This is a genomic window from Streptomyces ferrugineus (assembly GCF_015160855.1).
In the GTDB taxonomy this organism is placed as follows: domain Bacteria; phylum Actinomycetota; class Actinomycetes; order Streptomycetales; family Streptomycetaceae; genus Streptomyces; species Streptomyces ferrugineus.
This window is the reverse complement of record NZ_CP063373.1, coordinates 1351944-1370379: the sequence shown is the minus strand read 5'-3', so window position 1 is coordinate 1370379 and position 18436 is coordinate 1351944. Positions and strand designations below refer to the sequence as shown.

The window sequence follows — 18436 nt, the reverse complement described above, 5'->3', positions numbered from 1 at the left end:
GCTGACAGCGCTTCACATCACCAGACGCTCGGCCCACCCTCGCGCGTTCCCTCCCCACGGGAATCGCCCCACGAGAATCGCCTCACGGTCTCCCCGACGCCGTCCACGACAGCCGTCCAGACAGCCGTCAGTACAGCCGGGACGTGCCGCTCACTGGCCGGTCACCACGGCCGCCTGCGGGCGGATCGGCAGTCGGTTGACCGGGCGGCCCGTCGCGGCGCGTACGGCGGAGGCGATGGCCGCGGGCGAGGTCACCACCGGCACCGCGCTGACCGCCTTGGCGCCGAAGGGCGCGACCACGTCCCGCTCCTCGACCAGCTTCACGATCCGGATGTCCGGGGCGTCCAGGGCCGTCGGCAGCGAGTAGCCCGTCAGGTCCGGGTGGCGGATCACGCCGCGGGCCGAGCGCAGGTTCTCCGTGAGCGCTATGCCCACGCCCTGCGTCACACCCGCCTCGATGCGTGCCTCCAGCTGGGCCGGGTTGAGCACCCGGCCGACGTCCTGGGCGAGGGCCAGCTCGACCACGCGCACCGAGCCCAGCTCGATGTCGACGTCCACGACCGCGCGGATCGCGCAGAAGGACATGCCCACGAAGGCGTCGCCCTGGCCGGCCTCGTCCAGCGGCTCGGTCGGGTGCGGGCGGCACTGCGCCGTCGCCCACAGTTCCTTGCCGTCCATCGCCTCGGTGACGGTGGTCGACAGGACGCCGTCGTACGAGGTGATCTTGCCGTCGGTGATCTGGAGCAGTTCGGTGGACATCCCGAACTTGTGCGCCAGTGGCTGGAGGAGTTGGGTGCGGACCATTTTGGCCGCCCGCTCCACCGCGCCGCCCGACACCCAGGTGTGGCGGCCACGGCAGCCCGCGCCGGCCGGGGGCTGGTCGGTGTCGACGGGTGCCACGTGCACCTCATCGATGCCGAGCGTCTCCTGGACGATCTGCCGGGCGAGGGTGGTGAAGCCCTGGCCCGTCTCGACGGCCGCGCAGAGCACCGTCGCCACGCCGTCGTGGACCTTCACCGTCGCCGTGGAGACCTCGTCCGCGCCCTCGGCGCCGAGCATGTGCACCATGCCCAGGCCGTAGCCGACGCCCCGCCGCACGGCGCCCGGTTCGCCCGCGCCCTCGGGGCCGCCGGGCAGCAGCCACTCGTCCTCGGGCGTGTCCTTGGGGAGGGCGGGGAGGGGGTAGTCCCGCACGGCCTGCAACAGCTCCGCCACCGGGGCCGGGCAGGTCACCGTCTGACCCGTCGGGAGTACGTCGCCGGTGGCCATGGCGTTGCGCAGGCGCAGCTCGGCCGGGTCCACGCCGAGCTTCTTGGCGAGCTTGTCCATCTGCGCCTCGTAGGCGGCGCACACCTGCATGGCGCCCTCGCCGCGTACATGGCCGGAGGGCGGGTTGTTGGTGCGTACGGCCCAGCCCTCGATGAAGGCGTTCGGGACGACGTACGGGCCGCAGGCGAAGCCGACCGCGGCGGCCAGGGCGTCGGAGGAGGTGTCGGCGTAGGCGCCCGCGTCCAGCAGGATCTGCGCCTCGACCTTGACCAGTTTGCCCTCGGCGTCCGCGTGATGGCGGTAGCGCAGGAGGGTGGGATGCCGGTGGGTGTGGCCGAGGAAGGACTCCTCGCGCGTGGCCGTCAGCTTCACCGGGCAGCCGGTCTTGAGCGCCAGCAGGCCGAGCGGGAGCTGGAAGCCCTGGTCCTCGCGGTCGGCGGTGGCGCCGGGGACGCCGGTGACGACGACCTTGACGCGCTCGGGCTCCAGGCCGTAGCAGGCGGCGGCCCGGTCGCGGTCGGTGTGCGGGTCGGTCGAGGCCAGGTAGAGCTCCACGCCGCCGTCGGGGCGCGGCACGGCGAGGCCCGCCTCGGCGCCGATGGGGGCCGGGTCCTGGCGTCCGATGCGGTACAGGCCCTCGACGACGATGTCGCCGGCCGCGTCGGGGTCGCCGTGGCGCAGCGGGATGTGCCGGATCAGGTTGCCGTCGGGGTGCAGCGGCTCGGCCTCGAAGGCCTGCTCGGGGTCGGTGACCGGGTCGAGCACCTCGTACTCGACGATGACGGCCGCGGCGGCCAGGCGCGCGGTGTCCGGGTGGTCGGCGGCGACGGCGGCGATGGGCTCGCCGTGGTGGCGTACCACCTCGGAGGCGAAGACCGGGCGGTCGGCCTTGCCGCGGCCGAACAGCGGGCTGCCGGGGACGTCCTCGTGCGTGACGACGGCCCGGACTCCGGGCATCTCGCGCGCGTGGGAGGTGTCGATGGACGTGATGCGCGCGTGCGGGTGCGGCGAGCGCAGGACGGCCGCCCACAGCAGGCCCTCGGCCCACAGGTCGGCCGCGTACGGGAAGGTGCCCTCGGTCTTGGCGCGGGCGTCGGCGGCCGGCAGGGCGGCGCCGAGGCCGTGCGGGATCGGCTCGGGGGCGGGTGCTGCCTCCGCGGCTGTGGTCGCGGTGGCGGCTTCGTTGCTCACGCCTGGCCTCCGTCCTGTCCGTACGCCTGGTCATGCGGCCCCCTGGCGCCCGGTGTCTCGAACGCCGACGGGTTGACCCCGCCGGCCCCCGGGCCCGCCTGGTGGGGGATACGCGGCTCGTCGCCATGATGTTCGCCGTCGTCGGCCCCGGTGTGCGCCTCGCGTTCGGCGACGACCTCCTTGACCGCCTCCACCACGCCCCGGTAGCCGGAGCAGCGGCACAGGTTGCCGCACAGCGCCTGGCGGGTCTCCAGCTCGGTCGGCGCCGGGTTGCCCTCCAGCAGGTCGTGCACGGTCATCGCCATGCCCGGCACGCAGAAGCCGCACTGCACGGCGCCGCAGCGCGCGAGCGCCCGCTGCACGTCGGAGGGCTGACCGTCCTCGGCCAGGCCCTCGACGGTGCGCACCTCGCTGCCGGCGGCGGTCACGGCCGGTACCAGGCAGGACGCCACGAGCCGGCCGTCGACCTGCACGTTGCAGGCCCCGCACTCGCCCTGTGAGCAGCCGTCCTTGGCGCCCGCGAGGCCGAGGCGCTCACGCAGCACGTAGAGCAGCGACTCGCCGATCCAGGCGTCCGAGACGGGCCGGTCGACGCCGTTGACGCGCAGGACGTAGGAGGCGAGGGGATGTTCCTCGCCCGGGAGCGACGGCACGCCGTCGGAGGCGGCGGCCGGTACGGGCTCCTCGGCGGCCTCGGGGGCGGATTCGGCGCCCTCGCCGCCCTCGGCCGGGGCCGGCTCGCCGGGAGCGTCCACGGGGCCCTGTGCGGCCTCTGTGGCGCCCTGGGCGTCCGGGGCAGTCTCAGGGCCTCCAGGGGCGTCCGGGGCGGCCTCACCGGCTCCAGGGGCGGCCTGCGCGGCCTCTGAAGCGCTCTCGGGGGAGTCCTCGGCGGCGAACGCCTCCGGCTCCTCCGCGGCGCCGGGCGCCGTGGCGGCCCCGCTCCCGTCCGCGCCGAAGCCGGCCGGCGCGGGCGCGGCTCCGTCGGGCTGGTCACCGGGGCCCGGGGCGTGCTGGTCGCCGGCGGGTGCCCCGGGCTGCCCCGGCTGTCCGGGAACGTGCCCGGCGTCGGCGGGCCGTCCGGGCGCGGGCGCGGTTCCCACCGCCTCGCCGGTCGCCGCCGCGGCCTCCGCCTGCCGGCCCCAGGGCTGTCCGGTGGCCTGCGTCGCCCACGGTGCGGGCGCGCCGCCCGGCAGCGTGGCCGGGGGGGTGCCGCCGCCCCACTGCTCGACGAGCGACGAGGTGGTGAACTCGCCCGACTCATCCGGAAGGTCACCGTCGGCGACGGGGATCGACCACTGCCCGGTGACATCCTGCCCGGGCCCGGCGGGGTCCTGGCCGGCCGCGGTCTCCGAGAAGTTCCACTGCTGGGTGGTCCCGGGGTTGTACGTGAACTGGCCGCTGCCGGTGTCCTGCGCGGCGGCGTTCGGGTCGGGCCACTGGGCGCCCTCGGCGGGCGCGCCCGCGGCCGGCCAGCCGCCGGGGGCCGCCGGGTCGACGCCCGTCTCCGAGCCCGGCGCGACCGTTATCCGCGGCGGGACGTATCCGTGCCCGGGCGCGGCGAGCGGGCTGTCCGAGGAGCCCAGGAGGGCGTCGACGCCCCCTTCGGGGAGTTTGACGAAGGCGGTCGCGCCGTCGTCGTAGTCGCCCTGGGGCAGCGGGTCCCAGCGGCCCGCGCCCTGGGGTGTGCCCTCTTCACGCTGGTCGTCGGTCATGACAGCGCCCTCCCCAGTGCTCGTCGGGCCAGCGCGGCGACGGTGCGCCGCAGGTGCAGTACGGCGGGCGGATGCTGGGTCACGGAACCGTCCTCGGCCGGGGCCGGGTCGGGGATGCAGGCGGCGGCGACGTACTCGCCGAAGGCGCTGAGCGCCTCGGGGACGATCGCGCGGTTGTTGTCCCAGTCGATCAGCTGGGCGACCCAGTGCTCGGCCTCCAGGGGCCGCAGCGGCATGGGCGCTATGGCGCCGACGGCGCACCTGACTCCGCGCCGCGCGGGGTCCAGCACGACCGCGACGGACGCCATCGCGCGCCCCGGGCCGGTGCGGCCGGTGGCCTTGAGGAAGACCTGCGGGGCGTGCAGCAGCGGCACGCGCACGTAGCCGATGAGTTCGCCGGCGCGCAGCATCTCCATGCCCGCCAGCAGGTGCGACACCGGGATCTCCCGGCGGGCCCCGCCCGGACCCGCGACGATCAGGGTCGCTTCGAGGGCGGCGAGCACCGGCAGTGCGTCACCGGTCGGGGACGCCGAGGCGATGTTGCCGCCGAGGGTGCCCGCGTTGCGGATCTGCGGCGGGCCCGCTGCGCGTGCGGCGGCGGCGAGCGCCGGGATCAGGGCCGCGAAGTCGGGGCGGCCCATGCGCGCGTGCGTGAGGCCCGCGCCGAGCAGCGCGTGCCCGTCCTGGTACTGCCACCCGCGGATCTCGCTGATCTTGCCGAGGCCGACCAGGGCGGCGGGCCTGAGCTGCCCGGAGTTGACGGCGGCCATGAGGTCGGTGCCGCCCGCGACGGGCACTGCGGCGGGCATGGCGGCCAGTGCCGCCACTGCCTCGTCCAGCGTCGTGGGCAGCGTGACGGCCTGCGCCGCCTGCGGTGCGTGCGTGGTCAAACCGGCTGCCCCTTCCCGCTGCCCCACCTGGTCCCACCTGTGTTGCCGTACGGTACGTGCTGACAGGGCGGACGTGGCAACTCTGGCACATCTTCGCAGGGCACGAAGACAGGGGTCCGCTAGGAGGCTTTCGCCCACCTGATCAGGGAGATGGTCCGTTTTCGTACGGCATCACCGGTGCGCACCGATTGACACTCTTCGGTGACCCCTTGCCGGTTTTTTTCCATTATCTGTTCGGGGGCGGCCCGTCGATCGGCCGGCCGAGCACCCCGGGCCGCCGCTGCCACGGCCGCGGCCCCGTAGGTGGCCGGTACGCGACCCCCAGGGCGTCAAGCCGCCCGTAGTGGGCGGCCATTCGGCGCTCGAAGCCGGCGAAGTCCCGTTCGTCCGGGGCGGGCAGGCCGCTCCAGGCCACCTCGGCGAAGGCGGCCAGGCGCGGGAACGTCTGGTAGTCCACGCGCGTGTGGTCCTCCATCACCTCGGTCCACACGTTGGCCTGCGTGCCCAGCACATGCCGGGCCTCCTCCGGCGTCAACTCCGGCGGAACGGGCTCGAACCGATAGACGTCCTCCAGGGTGCGGACGTAGCCGATGGGGACCGGCTCGCCCGCGCCCTCGTCCTGGCGGTGGTCCAGATACACCTGCTGCTCGGGGCACATGACGACGTCGTGACCGGCGCGGGCGGCCGCGATGCCACCGGCGTATCCGCGCCAGGACGACACCGCCGCGCCCTTCGCGAGGCCGCCCTCCAGAATCTCGTCCCAGCCGATGAGCCGACGCCCGCGCGCGGAGAGCCAGTTGTCGAAGTGGCCGATGAACCACGCCTGGAGCTCGTCCTCGTCGTTCAGCCCGAGTTCCCGGATGCGTTCCTGTGCGGTGGCCGACTGCCGCCACTGGTCCTTGAGGCATTCGTCACCCCCGACGTGAATGAACTCCGAGGGGAACAGCTCCAGGACTTCCTCGAAGACCCCCTCGTAGAAGCGCAGGGTGTTGTCAGTGGGGGCGAGTACGTTCGGACTGATCCCCCAGGTGTCCCAGACGGAGAGCGCGGAGGTGTCGATGACGTCGGTGTTGCCGAGTTCCGGATACGCGGCGATGGCCGCCTGCGAGTGTCCCGGTACGTCGATTTCGGGGACGACGGTGATATGCCGCTCGGCGGCGTACGCGACGATCTCGCGGATGTCGTCCTGGGTGTAGTGGCCACCGTGTGGCTTCTCCTCCCACAGCGGGGAGGCCCGATGGCCGAATTTGGTGCGCGCCCGCCAGGAGCCGACCTCGGTGAGCCGGGGGTACTTCCTGATCTCGATGCGCCAGCCCTGGTCGTCCGTCAGGTGGAAGTGGAAGACGTTGAGTTTGTGGGCGGCCATCAGGTCCAGGTAACGCAGCACACCGTCCTTGGGCATGAAGTGCCGGGCCACGTCGAGCATCAGGCCGCGCCAGCGGAATCGGGGGGCGTCCTGGATCTCCGTCAGGGGCAGCCGCCAGGTACGGCCGGGAAGGGGTGCGCGCCGGAAGGCGTCGGGGCCGAGGAGCTGACGCAGCGTCTGGGCGCCCCAGAAGACACCGGCGGGCGAGCCGCCCTGGATGTGGACGCCGTGGGGGGCCACGACGAGGCGGTAGGCCTCGGCGTCGAGGCCGGGCCGGACGGACAGATGGAGGACGTCGTACTCGTCCCCCTTCTTGGGCGGCAGCGCCAGCCCGGTCGCCGCGCCGAGCGTCGCGCGCAGCCATCGCGCGGTGTCGTTGGTGCCCGGCCCGGCCTCGATCCCGAAACTGTCGCCGAGTTCGTAGCGGCCCGTCGCCCGTTCCATCCGGCGAGGTGCCGGAATGAGATCCATGAATGATCAGCCCCTTCAGTCCTTGACCGCGCCGCCGAGCCCGGACACCAGGCGTCGCTGTACGAGTACGAAGAACACCAGCACCGGAATCGTCATCACCGTGGACGCCGCCATCACCCCGCCCCAGTCCGGCTCGTCCGGCTGGTAGAACACGAGCAGGGCCATCGGCAGGGTGGACTGCGAAGTGTCGCTGATGATGAAGGACTTGGCGAACAGGAAGTCGTTCCAGGCGGAGATGAAGGAAAACACGCTGGTGGCCACGAGCCCCGGGAAGACCAGTGGGAAAAGGATCTGCCACAGGAATCGCGACCGGCTCGCGCCGTCGATGTACGCGGCCTCCTCCAGGGCCTGGGGAACGGCCTTCACAAACCCCCGCAGCATCCAGATCGCGAAGGGCAGCGAGAAGGCGATGTGGGGCAGGATCAGCGAGCCCAGCGTGTTCAGTTGGCCGAAGTCCCGCATGAGGAAGAACAGGGGGATCGTCAGGGCCTCCACCGGCACCATCTGGGCCACCAGAAACATGATCAGCAAGGTGGTCCGGAAGCGGAACCGGAATCGGGTCACCGCGGTCGCCGCGAGAAACGCGATCAACGCCGAGACGATCACGACGGTGCACGCGACGACAAGGCTGTTGAGGAAGTAACGGCCGAATTCGTTCTGCTCGAAGACCCGCCGGAAGGAATCCAGGGAAGGCGCCAGCGTCCAGGGCCGCGGCTCGCTCGACTCGATCTCCCCGGCCGGTTTGAAGGCACCGAGCACCATCCAGTACAGCGGAAACGCCACCACCAAGGCGATCAGCAGCGCGGACGCCTCCGCGAGCAGCCGCCATGGACGTCGTACGAAGGTCACCGACCTCACAGTTCCTCCCCCTGTCTGCGCAGCAGCCGCAGATACACCAGCGTCACCGCCAGCAGGATCAGCAGCATCACCACGCCGATCGCCGAGCCCAGGCTGTACTGCGAGGACGCGAACGCCTTCTGGTAGGCGTACACGTTCAGCACCAGGTTCTGGCCCGCGATGCCGCCGCCGCCCGTCATGACGTAGATCTGTGTGAAGACCTTGAAGTCCCAGATGACCGACTGGATGGTGACGACCACCAGGATCGGCCGCAGCATCGGTGCCAGCACCGACCGCCAGATCCGCCACTGCGAGGCGCCGTCCAGCGCGGCGGCCTCCAGCACCTCGGAGGGCACGGCGCGGATTCCGGCGTACACCGTCACCATCACGAACGGGAAGGAGCACCAGACCACTTCGAGCAGGACGAGGAGGAAGGCGCTGAACCGCCCGTACGTCCACGAGTGGTCCCCGAGCCCCAGCACCCGGTTCACCGGCCCGAAGTCCGGGTCGAACAGAAACAGCCACACCGTCGAGCCGGTGATGGCGGGGGTGGCCCAGGCCCCCAGCGCGGCCAGCATCAACGCCAGCCGCGGTACGGCGCGCACGCGCGTGAGCAGCACGGCGAGCGCACACCCCACGGCGAGCGTCGACACCACACAGGCCGCCGCGAAGACGACGGTGGCGAGCAGCACCTGCCAGAACTGGTCGTCGCCGAAGAGCTCGGCATAGTTCCCGAACCCCTGGAAGCTGGTCGGTTCACCGCCGCTGACCTGGGCCTGGGTGTACTGGAAGAAGGAGATCAGACCGAGTTGGTAGATCGGGTAGACGAGCAGTCCGCCGAGTACGACGAGGGCGGGGGCGAGGTAGAGCCACGGGGCCCGGGTGGTGCGGTCGGTGCGGTTCGTGCGGTCGGTGCGGTCGGTGCGGTCGGTCACCGAGGTCACCCGGCGGAGCCGAACGCGTCGTCCATCTTCTTCGCCGCGTCTGCCGAGGCCGCCGCCACGTCCTTCTTACCGCTGATGACCTCCTGGAACATCGTCGGCAGCACGAGGGAGGAGTCGATCCCGGACCACGCGGGCGACGCGGGCACGAACTTCGTCCCCGCCGTCAGAGTCCGGACGAAGGGCTTCACGAACGGCTCTTCCCTCGCCGCCTTCTGCCGTACGTCCCCGAACGTCGGCAGGAACCCCATCGCCTCGAACATCGAGGCCTGGGTCTGCTTCGAGGCGAGCCGCTCCATCAGCTCCACGGCCAGCGTCCGGTGCGACGTGCTCTTCAGCACCCCGATGTTGTTGCCGCCCGCGAAGGCGGGCGCGATGGACCCCGCCTTCACCCCCGGCAACGGCACCACCGCGTACTTGCCCTTGACCTTCCCCGCCTCCACCGCCGCGTGGCTGAAGTCGCCGCCGATCGCCATGCCCGCCTTGCCGGCCGCGAACGCGGTGATCGTGTCGTTGCCGCCCATGCCCGCGCACTTGGCGGCGGGGCAGTTGTCGTCGGAGAACAGGGAGGTGTACGCCTTGATGCCCTTCCGGGCGGCGGCGCTGTCGATCGCCGAGGTGTACGAGCCGCCCTTGCCGGTGGCGATCTCGCCGCCGTTGGCCCACACGAACGGCATCGCGCCGTAGGTGTACGCCCCGCCCACCACGAGCCCGTACAGCTCGGGCTCGGCGGCGCGGATCTCGCGGGCCGTCGTCGCCAACTCGGCCATCGTCCTCGGCACTTCGAGGCCGAGGTCCTCGAAGACGTCCGTCCGGTAGTACAGGGCGCGCACGCCGACGTAGAAAGGCGCGCCGTAGACCTTGCCGTCCACGGTGACGGACTGCCGGGCGGTCGGGTCGGTGTCCTTCGCCTCGCTCCAGTCGCCGAACTCCTCGGTGACGTCGAGGAGTCCGCCGTCCTTCACATAGCCGGCGGTGTCGGTGTTGCCGTACTCCATGACGTCGGGGGCGGACTGCGGGTCGTTGAAGGCGGCCTTCACGCGCTGGGCGCGGGTCTCGACGGGGATGTACTCGACGTCGACCTTCGTGCCCTCGTGCTCCTTCTCGAAGGCGGTGACGACGGAGTCGACGACCTTCTCCTTCGGCTTGTTGCCGACCTCCTGGAACAGCCAGACCCGCAGGGTGCCGGTCTTCTCGTCCTTGTCGGAGGAGGTGTTGCCGGAGGTCTGGGGAGCGCAGGCCGTGACGGCCAAGGCCGTGAGCAGGACGGCGAGACGTGGGGACAGCTTCATGGAGTGACCCTCCGAGTGCGTTGCAACATATGCAATGACTGTTTCGCGCTGCACAACGGAGGCTAGGGACTCCATGAACATGCCGACAAGAGCCGACAAGAGGTCTCAACCACTTCGTGACACAACAAAGGACCCCGGGGCGCGCCGGAACGCACCCCGGGGTCCTCGAAAAGACCTCAGGCCGAAGGCAGGACTACTTCTTGTCGCCGCCCTTTCCCTTGTCGTCGCCGCCGGCGCCCATGGACTCGTAGATCTCCTTGCACATGGGGCACACGGGGTACTTCTTCGGGTCGCGGCCGGGCACCCAGACCTTGCCGCAGAGCGCCACGACGGGGGTGCCGTCGAGGGCGCTCGCCATGATCTTGTCCTTCTGGACGTAGTGGGCGAAGCGCTCGTGGTCGCCGTCGCCGTGGGACACCTGTGGCGTCGGCTCTACGAGGGTCCCCGTACCAGTCCCGCGCTCGGGCTCGAGAGTGCTCATAAAGGCCAAGGGTACTGAAGGTCACACGGATCAGTTGAGCGAAGGGTCGTCCGGATACGTCGCCACCATCGCCAGCTCGTTGCGCTGGCGGCGCAGCACCGCGCGCCAGAGCCGCTCCGGCGACGGCGACGAGACGTCTCCGGGCTCCGACTCGACGACGTACCAGGCGCCCTCCACCAGCTCGTCCTCGAGCTGGCCGGGGCCCCAGCCGGCGTACCCGGCGAAGATTCTCAGGGACCCGACGGCCGAGGCGAGCAGCTCCGGCGGGGCCTCCAGGTCCACCAGACCGATCGCGCCGTGCACCCGGCGCCAGCCCAGCGGGGCGCTCTCGCCGGCCGCGTCACCGGGGATGACGGCGACGCCGAGCGCCGAGTCCAGGGACACCGGGCCACCCTGGAAGACGACGCCGGGCTCGCCGGCGAGGTCCGCCCAGCCCTCCAGGATGTCGCCCACGTCCACGGGGGTCGGACGGTTGAGGACGACACCGAGGGAGCCCTCCTCGTCGTGGTCGAGAAGGAGCACCACCGCGCGGTCGAAGTTCGGATCCGCCAGGGCGGGCGTTGCCACGAGCAACCGCCCTGTGAGCGAGGACACCTCGGTCATGCCAGACATGATCCCGCATCTTCCCTTCGTGTGGGGAGGCAATGCCGGTTCGGGAGGGAACGCAGCTCAGGGCGGACGGAAGCGCCGCCCGGCGCACAGCGGCGGTGGTGACCGCTCGTGCCCGATGAAGAACCGTTCGTGTTGTGACAGAGCTATGACGTTCCTGAGCCGCACTTGGGCTTACTGAAGGGGGGTCGGCGGCCATTACCCTTTCCCTTCTGGCCCCTGCCCAACTCATCGGAACGCGAGATACATGACCGTCAACGACGATGTCCTGCTTGTCCACGGCGGAACCCCGCTGGAGGGCGAGATCCGTGTCCGCGGTGCGAAGAACCTCGTACCGAAGGCCATGGTGGCTGCCCTGCTCGGCAGCGCGCCGAGTCGACTGCGCAACGTACCGGACATCCGTGACGTGCGAGTCGTACGCGGCCTGCTGCAGTTGCACGGCGTCACGGTCCGTCCCGGTGAGGAACCGGGCGAGTTGGTGATGGACCCCTCCCACGTGGAGAGCGCGAACGTCGCTGACATCGATGCCCACGCGGGTTCCAGCCGTATCCCGATCCTGTTCTGCGGCCCGCTGCTGCACCGTCTCGGGCACGCCTTCATCCCCGGCCTCGGCGGCTGCGACATCGGCGGCCGGCCCATCGACTTCCACTTCGAGGTGCTGCGGCAGTTCGGCGCGCGGATCGAGAAGCGGGCGGACGGGCAGTACCTGGAGGCTCCGCAGCGGCTGCGCGGCACGAAGATCCGGCTGCCGTACCCGTCGGTGGGCGCGACCGAGCAGGTGCTGCTGACGGCCGTCCTCGCCGAGGGCGTCACCGAGCTCTCGAACGCGGCCGTGGAGCCGGAGATCGAGGACCTCATCTGCGTGCTGCAGAAGATGGGCGCCATCATCGCGATGGACACCGACCGCACCATTCGCGTCACCGGTGTGGACAAGCTCGGCGGCTACACCCACCGCGCCCTGCCGGACCGTCTGGAGTCGGCGTCCTGGGCGTCGGCGGCGCTGGCGACCGAGGGCAACATCTACGTCCGTGGCGCCCAGCAGCGCTCGATGATGACGTTCCTCAACACCTACCGGAAGGTGGGCGGTGCCTTCGAGATCGACGACGAGGGCATCCGTTTCTGGCACCCCGGTGGCCAGTTGAAGTCCGTCGCCCTCGAAACGGACGTCCACCCGGGCTTCCAGACGGACTGGCAGCAGCCGCTGGTGGTGGCCCTGACGCAGGCGACCGGCCTGTCGATCATCCACGAGACGGTCTACGAGTCCCGCCTCGGCTTCACCTCCGCGCTGAACCAGATGGGCGCCCACATCCAGCTCTACCGCGAGTGCCTCGGCGGCTCCCACTGCCGCTTCGGCCAGCGCAACTTCCTGCACTCCGCGGTCGTGTCGGGCCCCACCAAGCTCCAGGGCGCCGACCTGGTCATCCCCGACCTGCGCGGCGGCTTCTCCTACCTCATCGCGGCCCTGGCCGCCCAGGGCACGTCCCGGGTCCACGGCATCGAGCTCATCAACCGCGGCTACGAGAACTTCATGGAGAAGCTGGTGGAGCTCGGCGCGAAGGTCGAGCTGCCGGGCAAGGCGCTCGGTTAACGGCTTCAGGAGTTCGTACGGCGATGGGGCGGCCCCCGGTGAAGGGGGCCGCCCCATTGGCGTTGCTGGGCCCTAGAGGGCCGCGTACACCGTCCCGTGGTGCACAGACGGCAAGGTCACTTACCCTTCGCGGCTTCCTTGAGCTTGGAGCCCGCGGAGACCTTCACGCTGTAGCCGGCCGGGATCTGGATCGGGTCGCCGGTCTGCGGGTTGCGCGCGGTGCGAGCGGCACGGTGGGTGCGCTCGAAGGTCAGGAAGCCGGGGATGGTGACCTTCTCGTCGCCCTTGGCGACAACCTCGCCGACGGTCTCGGCGAAGGCGGCCAGAACGGCGTCGGCGTCCTTGCGGGTCACCTCGGCGCGGTCGGCCAGCGCGGCCACCAGCTCACTGCGGTTCATGTTGTTACTCCCGTGTTCATTTGCCTTGAGGCGTGCCACGCGGCGGGGCCGCATGTCGGGCACAGCGATGTCGATGCTGCCAGGGTCCTCGGTGGGTCCCCGGACCCGGGTCCTTGGTCGGACCCTCGCGCCCAGGGACGCATCCTGCCCCTACCTGCGGCGGGAAAGCCAATCCGGCGCCCGGAGGAGTCGTGAGAACACCCGTGGGAGTCACACGAAGAGAGGGCCTGAGCTTGGCCGTCACGATAAACGGCGTCCCAAGGCCCCAGGTTCCGCGACGCGCCGTCACAAGGGCTTGCCGTGGCGATCCTCACAGCCCACACACACTTCTCGGGGCTGTGCGGCACCCGGGCCGGGGTGATTACTCGGCCGACGCCGCCGCGGGCACCGCCTTCGCGGCCTCCCGCACCGCGCCGGCCACCGCGCCGGCGACCTTGTCGTTGAAGACGCTCGGGACGATGTAGTTCGGGTTCAGCTCGTCCTCGGTCACGACATCCGCCAGCGCCTTCGCGGCCGCGAGCATCATGTCGGTGTTGACCGTGCGGGACTGCGCGTCCAGCAGACCGCGGAAGACGCCCGGGAAGACCAGCACGTTGTTGATCTGGTTCGGGAAGTCGGAGCGGCCGGTGGCCACAACTGCGGCCGTCTGCCGGGCGATTGCCGGGTCGACCTCGGGGTCCGGGTTCGCGAGCGCGAACACGATCGCGTTCTCGGCCATGGCGGCCACGTCGTCGCCGTCCAGCACGTTCGGGGCCGAGACGCCGATGAAGACGTCCGCGCCGCGCACGGCCTCCTTCAGCGTGCCGGTCAGGCCCTCGGGGTTGGTGTTGTCGGCGATCCAGCGCAGCGGCGAGTCGGCCGGGGCGTCCCGCAGGTCCTCGCGGCCGGCGTGCACGACGCCGTGGATGTCGGCGACGACGGCGTTCTTCACGCCCGCCGCGAGCAGCAGCTTGAGGATGGCCGTGCCGGCCGCGCCGGCGCCGGACATGACGACGCGGATGTTCTCAATGGCCTTGCCCGCCACGCGAAGTGCGTTGGTCAGGGCGGCCAGGACGACGATCGCGGTGCCGTGCTGGTCGTCGTGGAAGACGGGGATGTCGAGGGCCTCGCGCAGGCGGGCCTCGATCTCGAAGCAGCGGGGGGCGGAGATGTCCTCCAGGTTGATGCCGGCGAAGCCCGGGGCGATGGCCTTGACGATCTCGACGATCGCGTCGGTGTCCTGGGTGTCGAGGCAGATCGGCCAGGCGTCGATGCCGGCGAACCGCTTGAAGAGGGCCGCCTTGCCCTCCATGACGGGCAGCGCGGCCTTCGGGCCGATGTTGCCCAGGCCCAGCACGGCCGAGCCGTCCGTCACGACCGCAACGGAGTTGCGCTTGATGGTCAGGCGGCGGGCGTCCTCGGGGTTCTCGGCGATCGCCATGCAGACGCGGGCCACACCGGGCGTGTAGACCATGGACAGGTCGTCACGGTTGCGGATGGGGTGCTTCGACGCCATCTCGATCTTGCCGCCGAGGTGCATCAGGAACGTACGGTCGGAGACCTTGCCGAGCGTGACGCCCTCGATGGTGCGCAGCTGCTCGACGATCTCGTCGGCGTGCTTGGTCGAGGTCGCCGCGATGGTGACGTCGATGCGCAGCTTCTCGTGGCCGGACGCGGTGACGTCGAGGCCGGTGACCGAGCCTCCGTGGGACTCCACGGCCGTGGTGAGCTGGGAGACCGCGGTTCCGCTCGCGGGCACCTCCAGCCGGACCGTCATCGAGTAGGAGACGCTGGGCGCCGTTGCCATGGCCGACTTCCTCTGCTTTCACCGTATGTCGCTGGTATGCCGTCCGATCGTCGCACCTACCGCGGAGTAGGAGTTAGCCGGGCATGGATTGCGAACGTATTGTTCGCCACGTCTCCGCATGAAAAGAGACCCACGTCACGTGCTGACGTGGGTCTCTTTCCTACGTTCATGACACCGACCCGCCATGCTCGCCTCGCGGCAAGTGGTCGCTCGTAGCGACGAAGGTTGGGCCCGGGGGCTTGGATCGAGCCGGTGCCACACCCAGGCTAACAAACAGATCCCGTACGGCCATTCCCGTACCGCGCCCCTCCGGAAGAACGCAGCATTGGAGTCAATCTCGGAGCAGGTCCGGCACCCCGGCGGCGTCCGGCTCGTCGCGCTCCCCCGACACCACCGTCAGCTGCTGGGTGGCCCGGGTCAGCGCGACGTAGAGCACGCGCAGGCCGGCCGGGGACTCGTCCGCGATCTCCGCCGGGGAGACGACGACCGTGGCGTCGTACTCCAGACCCTTGGCCTCCAGGCTGCCGAGCGCCACGACCCGGTCGCCGAGCCCGGCGAGCCACTTGGCCGCCTCCTCGCGCCGCCGCATGGCGACGACGACTCCGACCGTGCCGTCGACGCGGTCGAGCAGCCGGGCGGCCTCCTCGCGGACGGTCTGCGCGAGCGAGTCGCGTACGACGGCGAAGCGGGGCTCGACTCCGGTCGAACGGACGGCCGACGGCGAGGTGGAGCCCGGCATGGCCAGCGCCAGCACCTTCGCCGCGAGCTCGGCGATCTCGGCCGGGTTGCGGTAGTTCACGGTGAGCTGGAAGCGGCGGCGCGGGCGGGTGCCGAGGGCCTCGTCGCGCGCCTCGGCCGCCTCGTCCACGTCCGACCAGGACGACTGGGCGGGGTCGCCGACGATCGTCCAGGTCGCGTGCCGGCCCCGGCGGCCGACCATCCGCCACTGCATCGGCGTGAGGTCCTGGGCCTCGTCGACGATGACGTGGGCGTACTCGGCGCGCTCGGCCGCCAGCCGCTCGGCGCGCTCGCGCTGCGACTCCTCGCGCACCGGCATCAGCTCCTCCAGACCGGTGAGCTGGTCGAGCGGGTCCAGTTCGCGCTTCTTCTTCGGGCGGGCCGGGACGCCGAGGATCGCCTGGAGCTCGTCCAGCATGGCGATGTCGTGCACGGAGTGGCCGTCCCGCCGCAGTGAGCGGGCCACCTTGCGGATCTCGCCGGGGTTGAGGATCCGGCGGGCCCAGCGGCCGAGCCGGCGCTCGTCGGCCATCGCCGCGAGGACCGCCTTCGGGGTGAGCTCGGGCCACCAGGCGTCGAGGAAGGCGATGAAGCTGTCCTCCGAGGTCACGTCCTCGTCGAAGGAGGAGCGCAGCTCGGCGGCGAGTTCCGGGTCGGTGTGCCGGGCGGCGCCGCCGGACTGTGCCCACAGGGCGTCGAGCAGCAGCTTGCGGGCGCGCGGGCGCAGCAGGTTCACGGGTGCCGTGCCGCCCAGGGCGGTGCGGCGGATACGTTCCAGCGCGTCGGCCTCCAGCTCCAGCCGGCGCCCGAAGGCGACCACGCGCAGCCGGGTGGGGGGTTCGGCGGCGGCCTGCGCCGGCGCGTCGTCGTCGCCGAAGGCGAGCTGCCCCGTCCGGTTCGCCGCGGCGGCACCGGAGGCGGCCGTGCCGCCCGGCCCCAGCTCCAGTGCGCCCCGCGCCGCCTTCCGCAGCACCTTGAGCATGCGGTACGAGCCCTTGGCGCGGGCGGTGGACGGCGCGTCGTACAGCGTGGCCTCGGCGCCGTCGACGAGGGAGCCGATCGCCCGGATGGCGACCTGCCCCTCCTCGCCCAGCGACGGCAGCACGCCCTCGGTGTACGCCACGAGGAGCGGGGTCGGCGAGACGATCAGGATGCCGCCGGAGTAGCGGCGCCGGTCCTGGTAGAGCAGGTAGGCGGCGCGGTGCAGCGCGACGGCCGTCTTGCCCGTCCCGGGCCCGCCCTCGACGTAGGTCACCGAGGCGGCGGGGGCGCGGATGACCAGGTCCTGCTCGGCCTGGATGGACGCGACGATGTCCCGCATGGTGTGGGTGCGGGCCTGGCCGAGCGCGGCCATCAGGGCGCCGTCGCCGATGACGGGCAGCTCGTGCCCGCCGAGGAAGGCCTTCAGCTCGGGGCGCATCAGGTCGTCCTCGACGCCGAGCACCTTGCGGCCCTTGGAGCGGATGACCCGGCGCCGTACGACCCGCCCCGGATCGACCGGGGTGGAGCGGTAGAAGGGCGCCGCGGCCGGGGCCCGCCAGTCGATGACCAGCGGGGCGTAGTCCTGGTCGAGCACGCCGATGCGGCCGATGTGCAGGGTCTCGGCGATGTCGGCGGTGTTGTCGTCGCGGACCGCGCCCTCGGCGGGCTCGACCGCGGTGTAGGCGCCGTCCGGACCCTTCTTGCCGTCCTTGCCGAGCAGCAGGTCGATACGGCCGAAGAGGAAGTCCTCGAACTCGTTGTTGAGCCGGTTGAGGTGGATGCCCGCCCGGAAGACCTGCGCGTCCCGCTCGGCGAGCGCACCGGGGGTGCCGACCTGGCCGCGCTTGGCCGCGTCGTTCATCAGGAACTCGGCCTCGTGGATCTTCTCCTCGAGGCGCCGGTACACCCGGTCCAGGTGTTCCTGTTCGACGCTGATCTCGCGATCTCTCAGAGAGTCTTCGAGCGCGGTTTCCTGCTGAGCCTGAGCGGCCACCGGGCCCCCTTCTGACGTGCTGGGCAGCCGTCAACCGTACGCGAAGGGGACCCGGAAAAGCTACGGCACGGCTATACGTCGACCTGGACGAGCTTGTTCCCGTCGAAGTCCATGACCTCGATGTGATCGACGTCGTCGGGGGCCATGGACACACCGCCGCTGACGTAGAGCGGGTTCCTGGCCTGCTCGGTCTTGGCGTCCGGGATGCCGTAGCCCCACTTCGGGACGGACCAGGAGGCGGCCGTCTCGCGCTCGCCGTCCTTGCTGACGAAGATCAGGGAGCACTTGAGCGGACCCTTGACCCCCTTGAGCTCAAGGGCGGTCTCCGTGCCCCAGAGCTTCTCCGACATGGCGACGGTCGCGCTGACGCCGGTCTTCGAATCGTCCCCCGAGACCTTGTTCTCGATGCCGGTGAACAGGTCCTTGGCGGGGTTGGCCGCCGTCACGACCCGGTTGCCGCCGTCACCGCCGCCGCTGTCGCCGCCGTTCGTCGCCACGGCCACGAAGGGGCCGCCGACGATCAGCGCGGCCGCCGCGGCCACCATGTAGAAGCTGCGCCGGCGCTTCTGGGCGCGGCGTTCGGCGACCTCGTCGACGAGGTTGTTCACGATGCGCGGGCTGGGCTTGGCCGACAGGGACTCGCCGATCGCGGGCGAGCCGGAACCGGGCAGGTCCGCGAGCGCGGCCAGCATCGGCTCCATCCCGGCGAGTTCGTCGAGCTGCTGGGCGCACCATTCGCAGGTCGCGAGGTGTGCCTCGAAGGCGGTCGCCTCGGCGTCGTCGAGGATGCCGAGCGCGTAGGCACCGACGGTTTCGTGCTCGCTCGGGCCCGGATGTCCCTGCATGGGGCTCATGGACCCAGACATACCCGAACCGCCCATCCCGAATCCCT

Annotated in this window: 14 protein-coding genes; 1 reads left to right on the top strand and 13 read right to left on the bottom strand. The window is 71.3% G+C overall.

From position 1 onward, the window contains the following. Positions 1–150: 150 nt before the first annotated feature. The 9 genes from IM697_RS06355 to IM697_RS06315 all read right to left on the bottom strand — a co-directional run bounded on the left by IM697_RS06355 (position 151) and on the right by IM697_RS06315 (position 11053). Positions 151–2460 (bottom strand): xanthine dehydrogenase family protein molybdopterin-binding subunit, encoded by a 2310-nt coding sequence (locus tag IM697_RS06355; protein ID WP_194045509.1) that lies wholly within the window; start codon positions 2458–2460, stop codon positions 151–153. Then, positions 2457–4172: a 2Fe-2S iron-sulfur cluster-binding protein gene (locus IM697_RS06350; RefSeq protein ID WP_194045508.1), complete on the bottom strand. Its 1716-nt coding sequence runs from the start codon at positions 4170–4172 to the stop codon at positions 2457–2459. Before IM697_RS06350 ends, IM697_RS06355 begins: the two co-directional genes overlap by 4 nt. After that, a complete protein-coding gene (locus IM697_RS06345) occupies positions 4169–5062 on the bottom strand; it encodes an FAD binding domain-containing protein (RefSeq protein WP_194045506.1) in 894 nt (297 codons plus the stop codon). The genes IM697_RS06350 and IM697_RS06345 overlap by 4 nt, the downstream gene beginning before the upstream one ends. A gap of 226 nt (positions 5063–5288) precedes the next feature. Continuing rightward, on the bottom strand, positions 5289–6899 hold the full coding sequence (locus IM697_RS06340; protein WP_194045504.1) for a beta-N-acetylhexosaminidase: 1611 nt from the start codon (positions 6897–6899) through the stop codon (positions 5289–5291). Between the two features lie 15 nt (positions 6900–6914). After that, a complete protein-coding gene (locus IM697_RS06335) occupies positions 6915–7748 on the bottom strand; it encodes a carbohydrate ABC transporter permease (RefSeq protein WP_194045502.1) in 834 nt (277 codons plus the stop codon). Positions 7749–7753: 5 nt separating this feature from the next. After that, positions 7754–8671 (bottom strand): carbohydrate ABC transporter permease, encoded by a 918-nt coding sequence (locus tag IM697_RS06330; protein ID WP_194045500.1) that lies wholly within the window; start codon positions 8669–8671, stop codon positions 7754–7756. A 5-nt stretch (positions 8672–8676) separates the two neighbouring features. Beyond that, on the bottom strand, positions 8677–9969 hold the full coding sequence (locus tag IM697_RS06325) for an extracellular solute-binding protein (protein ID WP_194045499.1): 1293 nt from the start codon (positions 9967–9969) through the stop codon (positions 8677–8679). Between the two features lie 193 nt (positions 9970–10162). Then, the gene (locus IM697_RS06320; protein WP_031478284.1) at positions 10163–10450 is read right to left on the bottom strand and encodes a DUF3039 domain-containing protein; all 288 of its coding nucleotides are present in this window, start codon (positions 10448–10450) and stop codon (positions 10163–10165) included. Positions 10451–10480: 30 nt separating this feature from the next. Further along, complete coding sequence (locus IM697_RS06315) at positions 10481–11053, bottom strand: YqgE/AlgH family protein (protein WP_194045498.1); 573 nt, start codon at positions 11051–11053, stop codon at positions 10481–10483. Between the two features lie 253 nt (positions 11054–11306). On the opposite strand from IM697_RS06315, the gene murA reads away from it, so the two are divergent. Next, positions 11307–12647: a UDP-N-acetylglucosamine 1-carboxyvinyltransferase gene (gene murA, locus IM697_RS06310; protein ID WP_194045497.1), complete on the top strand. Its 1341-nt coding sequence runs from the start codon at positions 11307–11309 to the stop codon at positions 12645–12647. A gap of 116 nt (positions 12648–12763) precedes the next feature. Here murA and IM697_RS06305 read toward each other — a convergent pair whose 3' ends face one another. From IM697_RS06305 to IM697_RS06290, 4 genes are all read right to left on the bottom strand, one after another. Further along, positions 12764–13045 carry an HU family DNA-binding protein gene (locus IM697_RS06305; RefSeq protein WP_007498188.1) on the bottom strand — a complete coding sequence of 94 codons (282 nt, stop codon included), beginning with the start codon at positions 13043–13045 and terminating at the stop codon, positions 12764–12766. Positions 13046–13406: 361 nt separating this feature from the next. Next, a complete protein-coding gene (locus IM697_RS06300; protein WP_194045496.1) occupies positions 13407–14831 on the bottom strand; it encodes an NAD-dependent malic enzyme in 1425 nt (474 codons plus the stop codon). A gap of 331 nt (positions 14832–15162) precedes the next feature. After that, the gene (locus IM697_RS06295; RefSeq protein ID WP_194045495.1) at positions 15163–17544 is read right to left on the bottom strand and encodes a HelD family protein; all 2382 of its coding nucleotides are present in this window, start codon (positions 17542–17544) and stop codon (positions 15163–15165) included. 71 nt (positions 17545–17615) lie between these two features. Beyond that, a complete protein-coding gene (locus IM697_RS06290) occupies positions 17616–18398 on the bottom strand; it encodes an anti-sigma factor family protein (protein ID WP_322734550.1) in 783 nt (260 codons plus the stop codon). Positions 18399–18436: the final 38 nt, after the last annotated feature.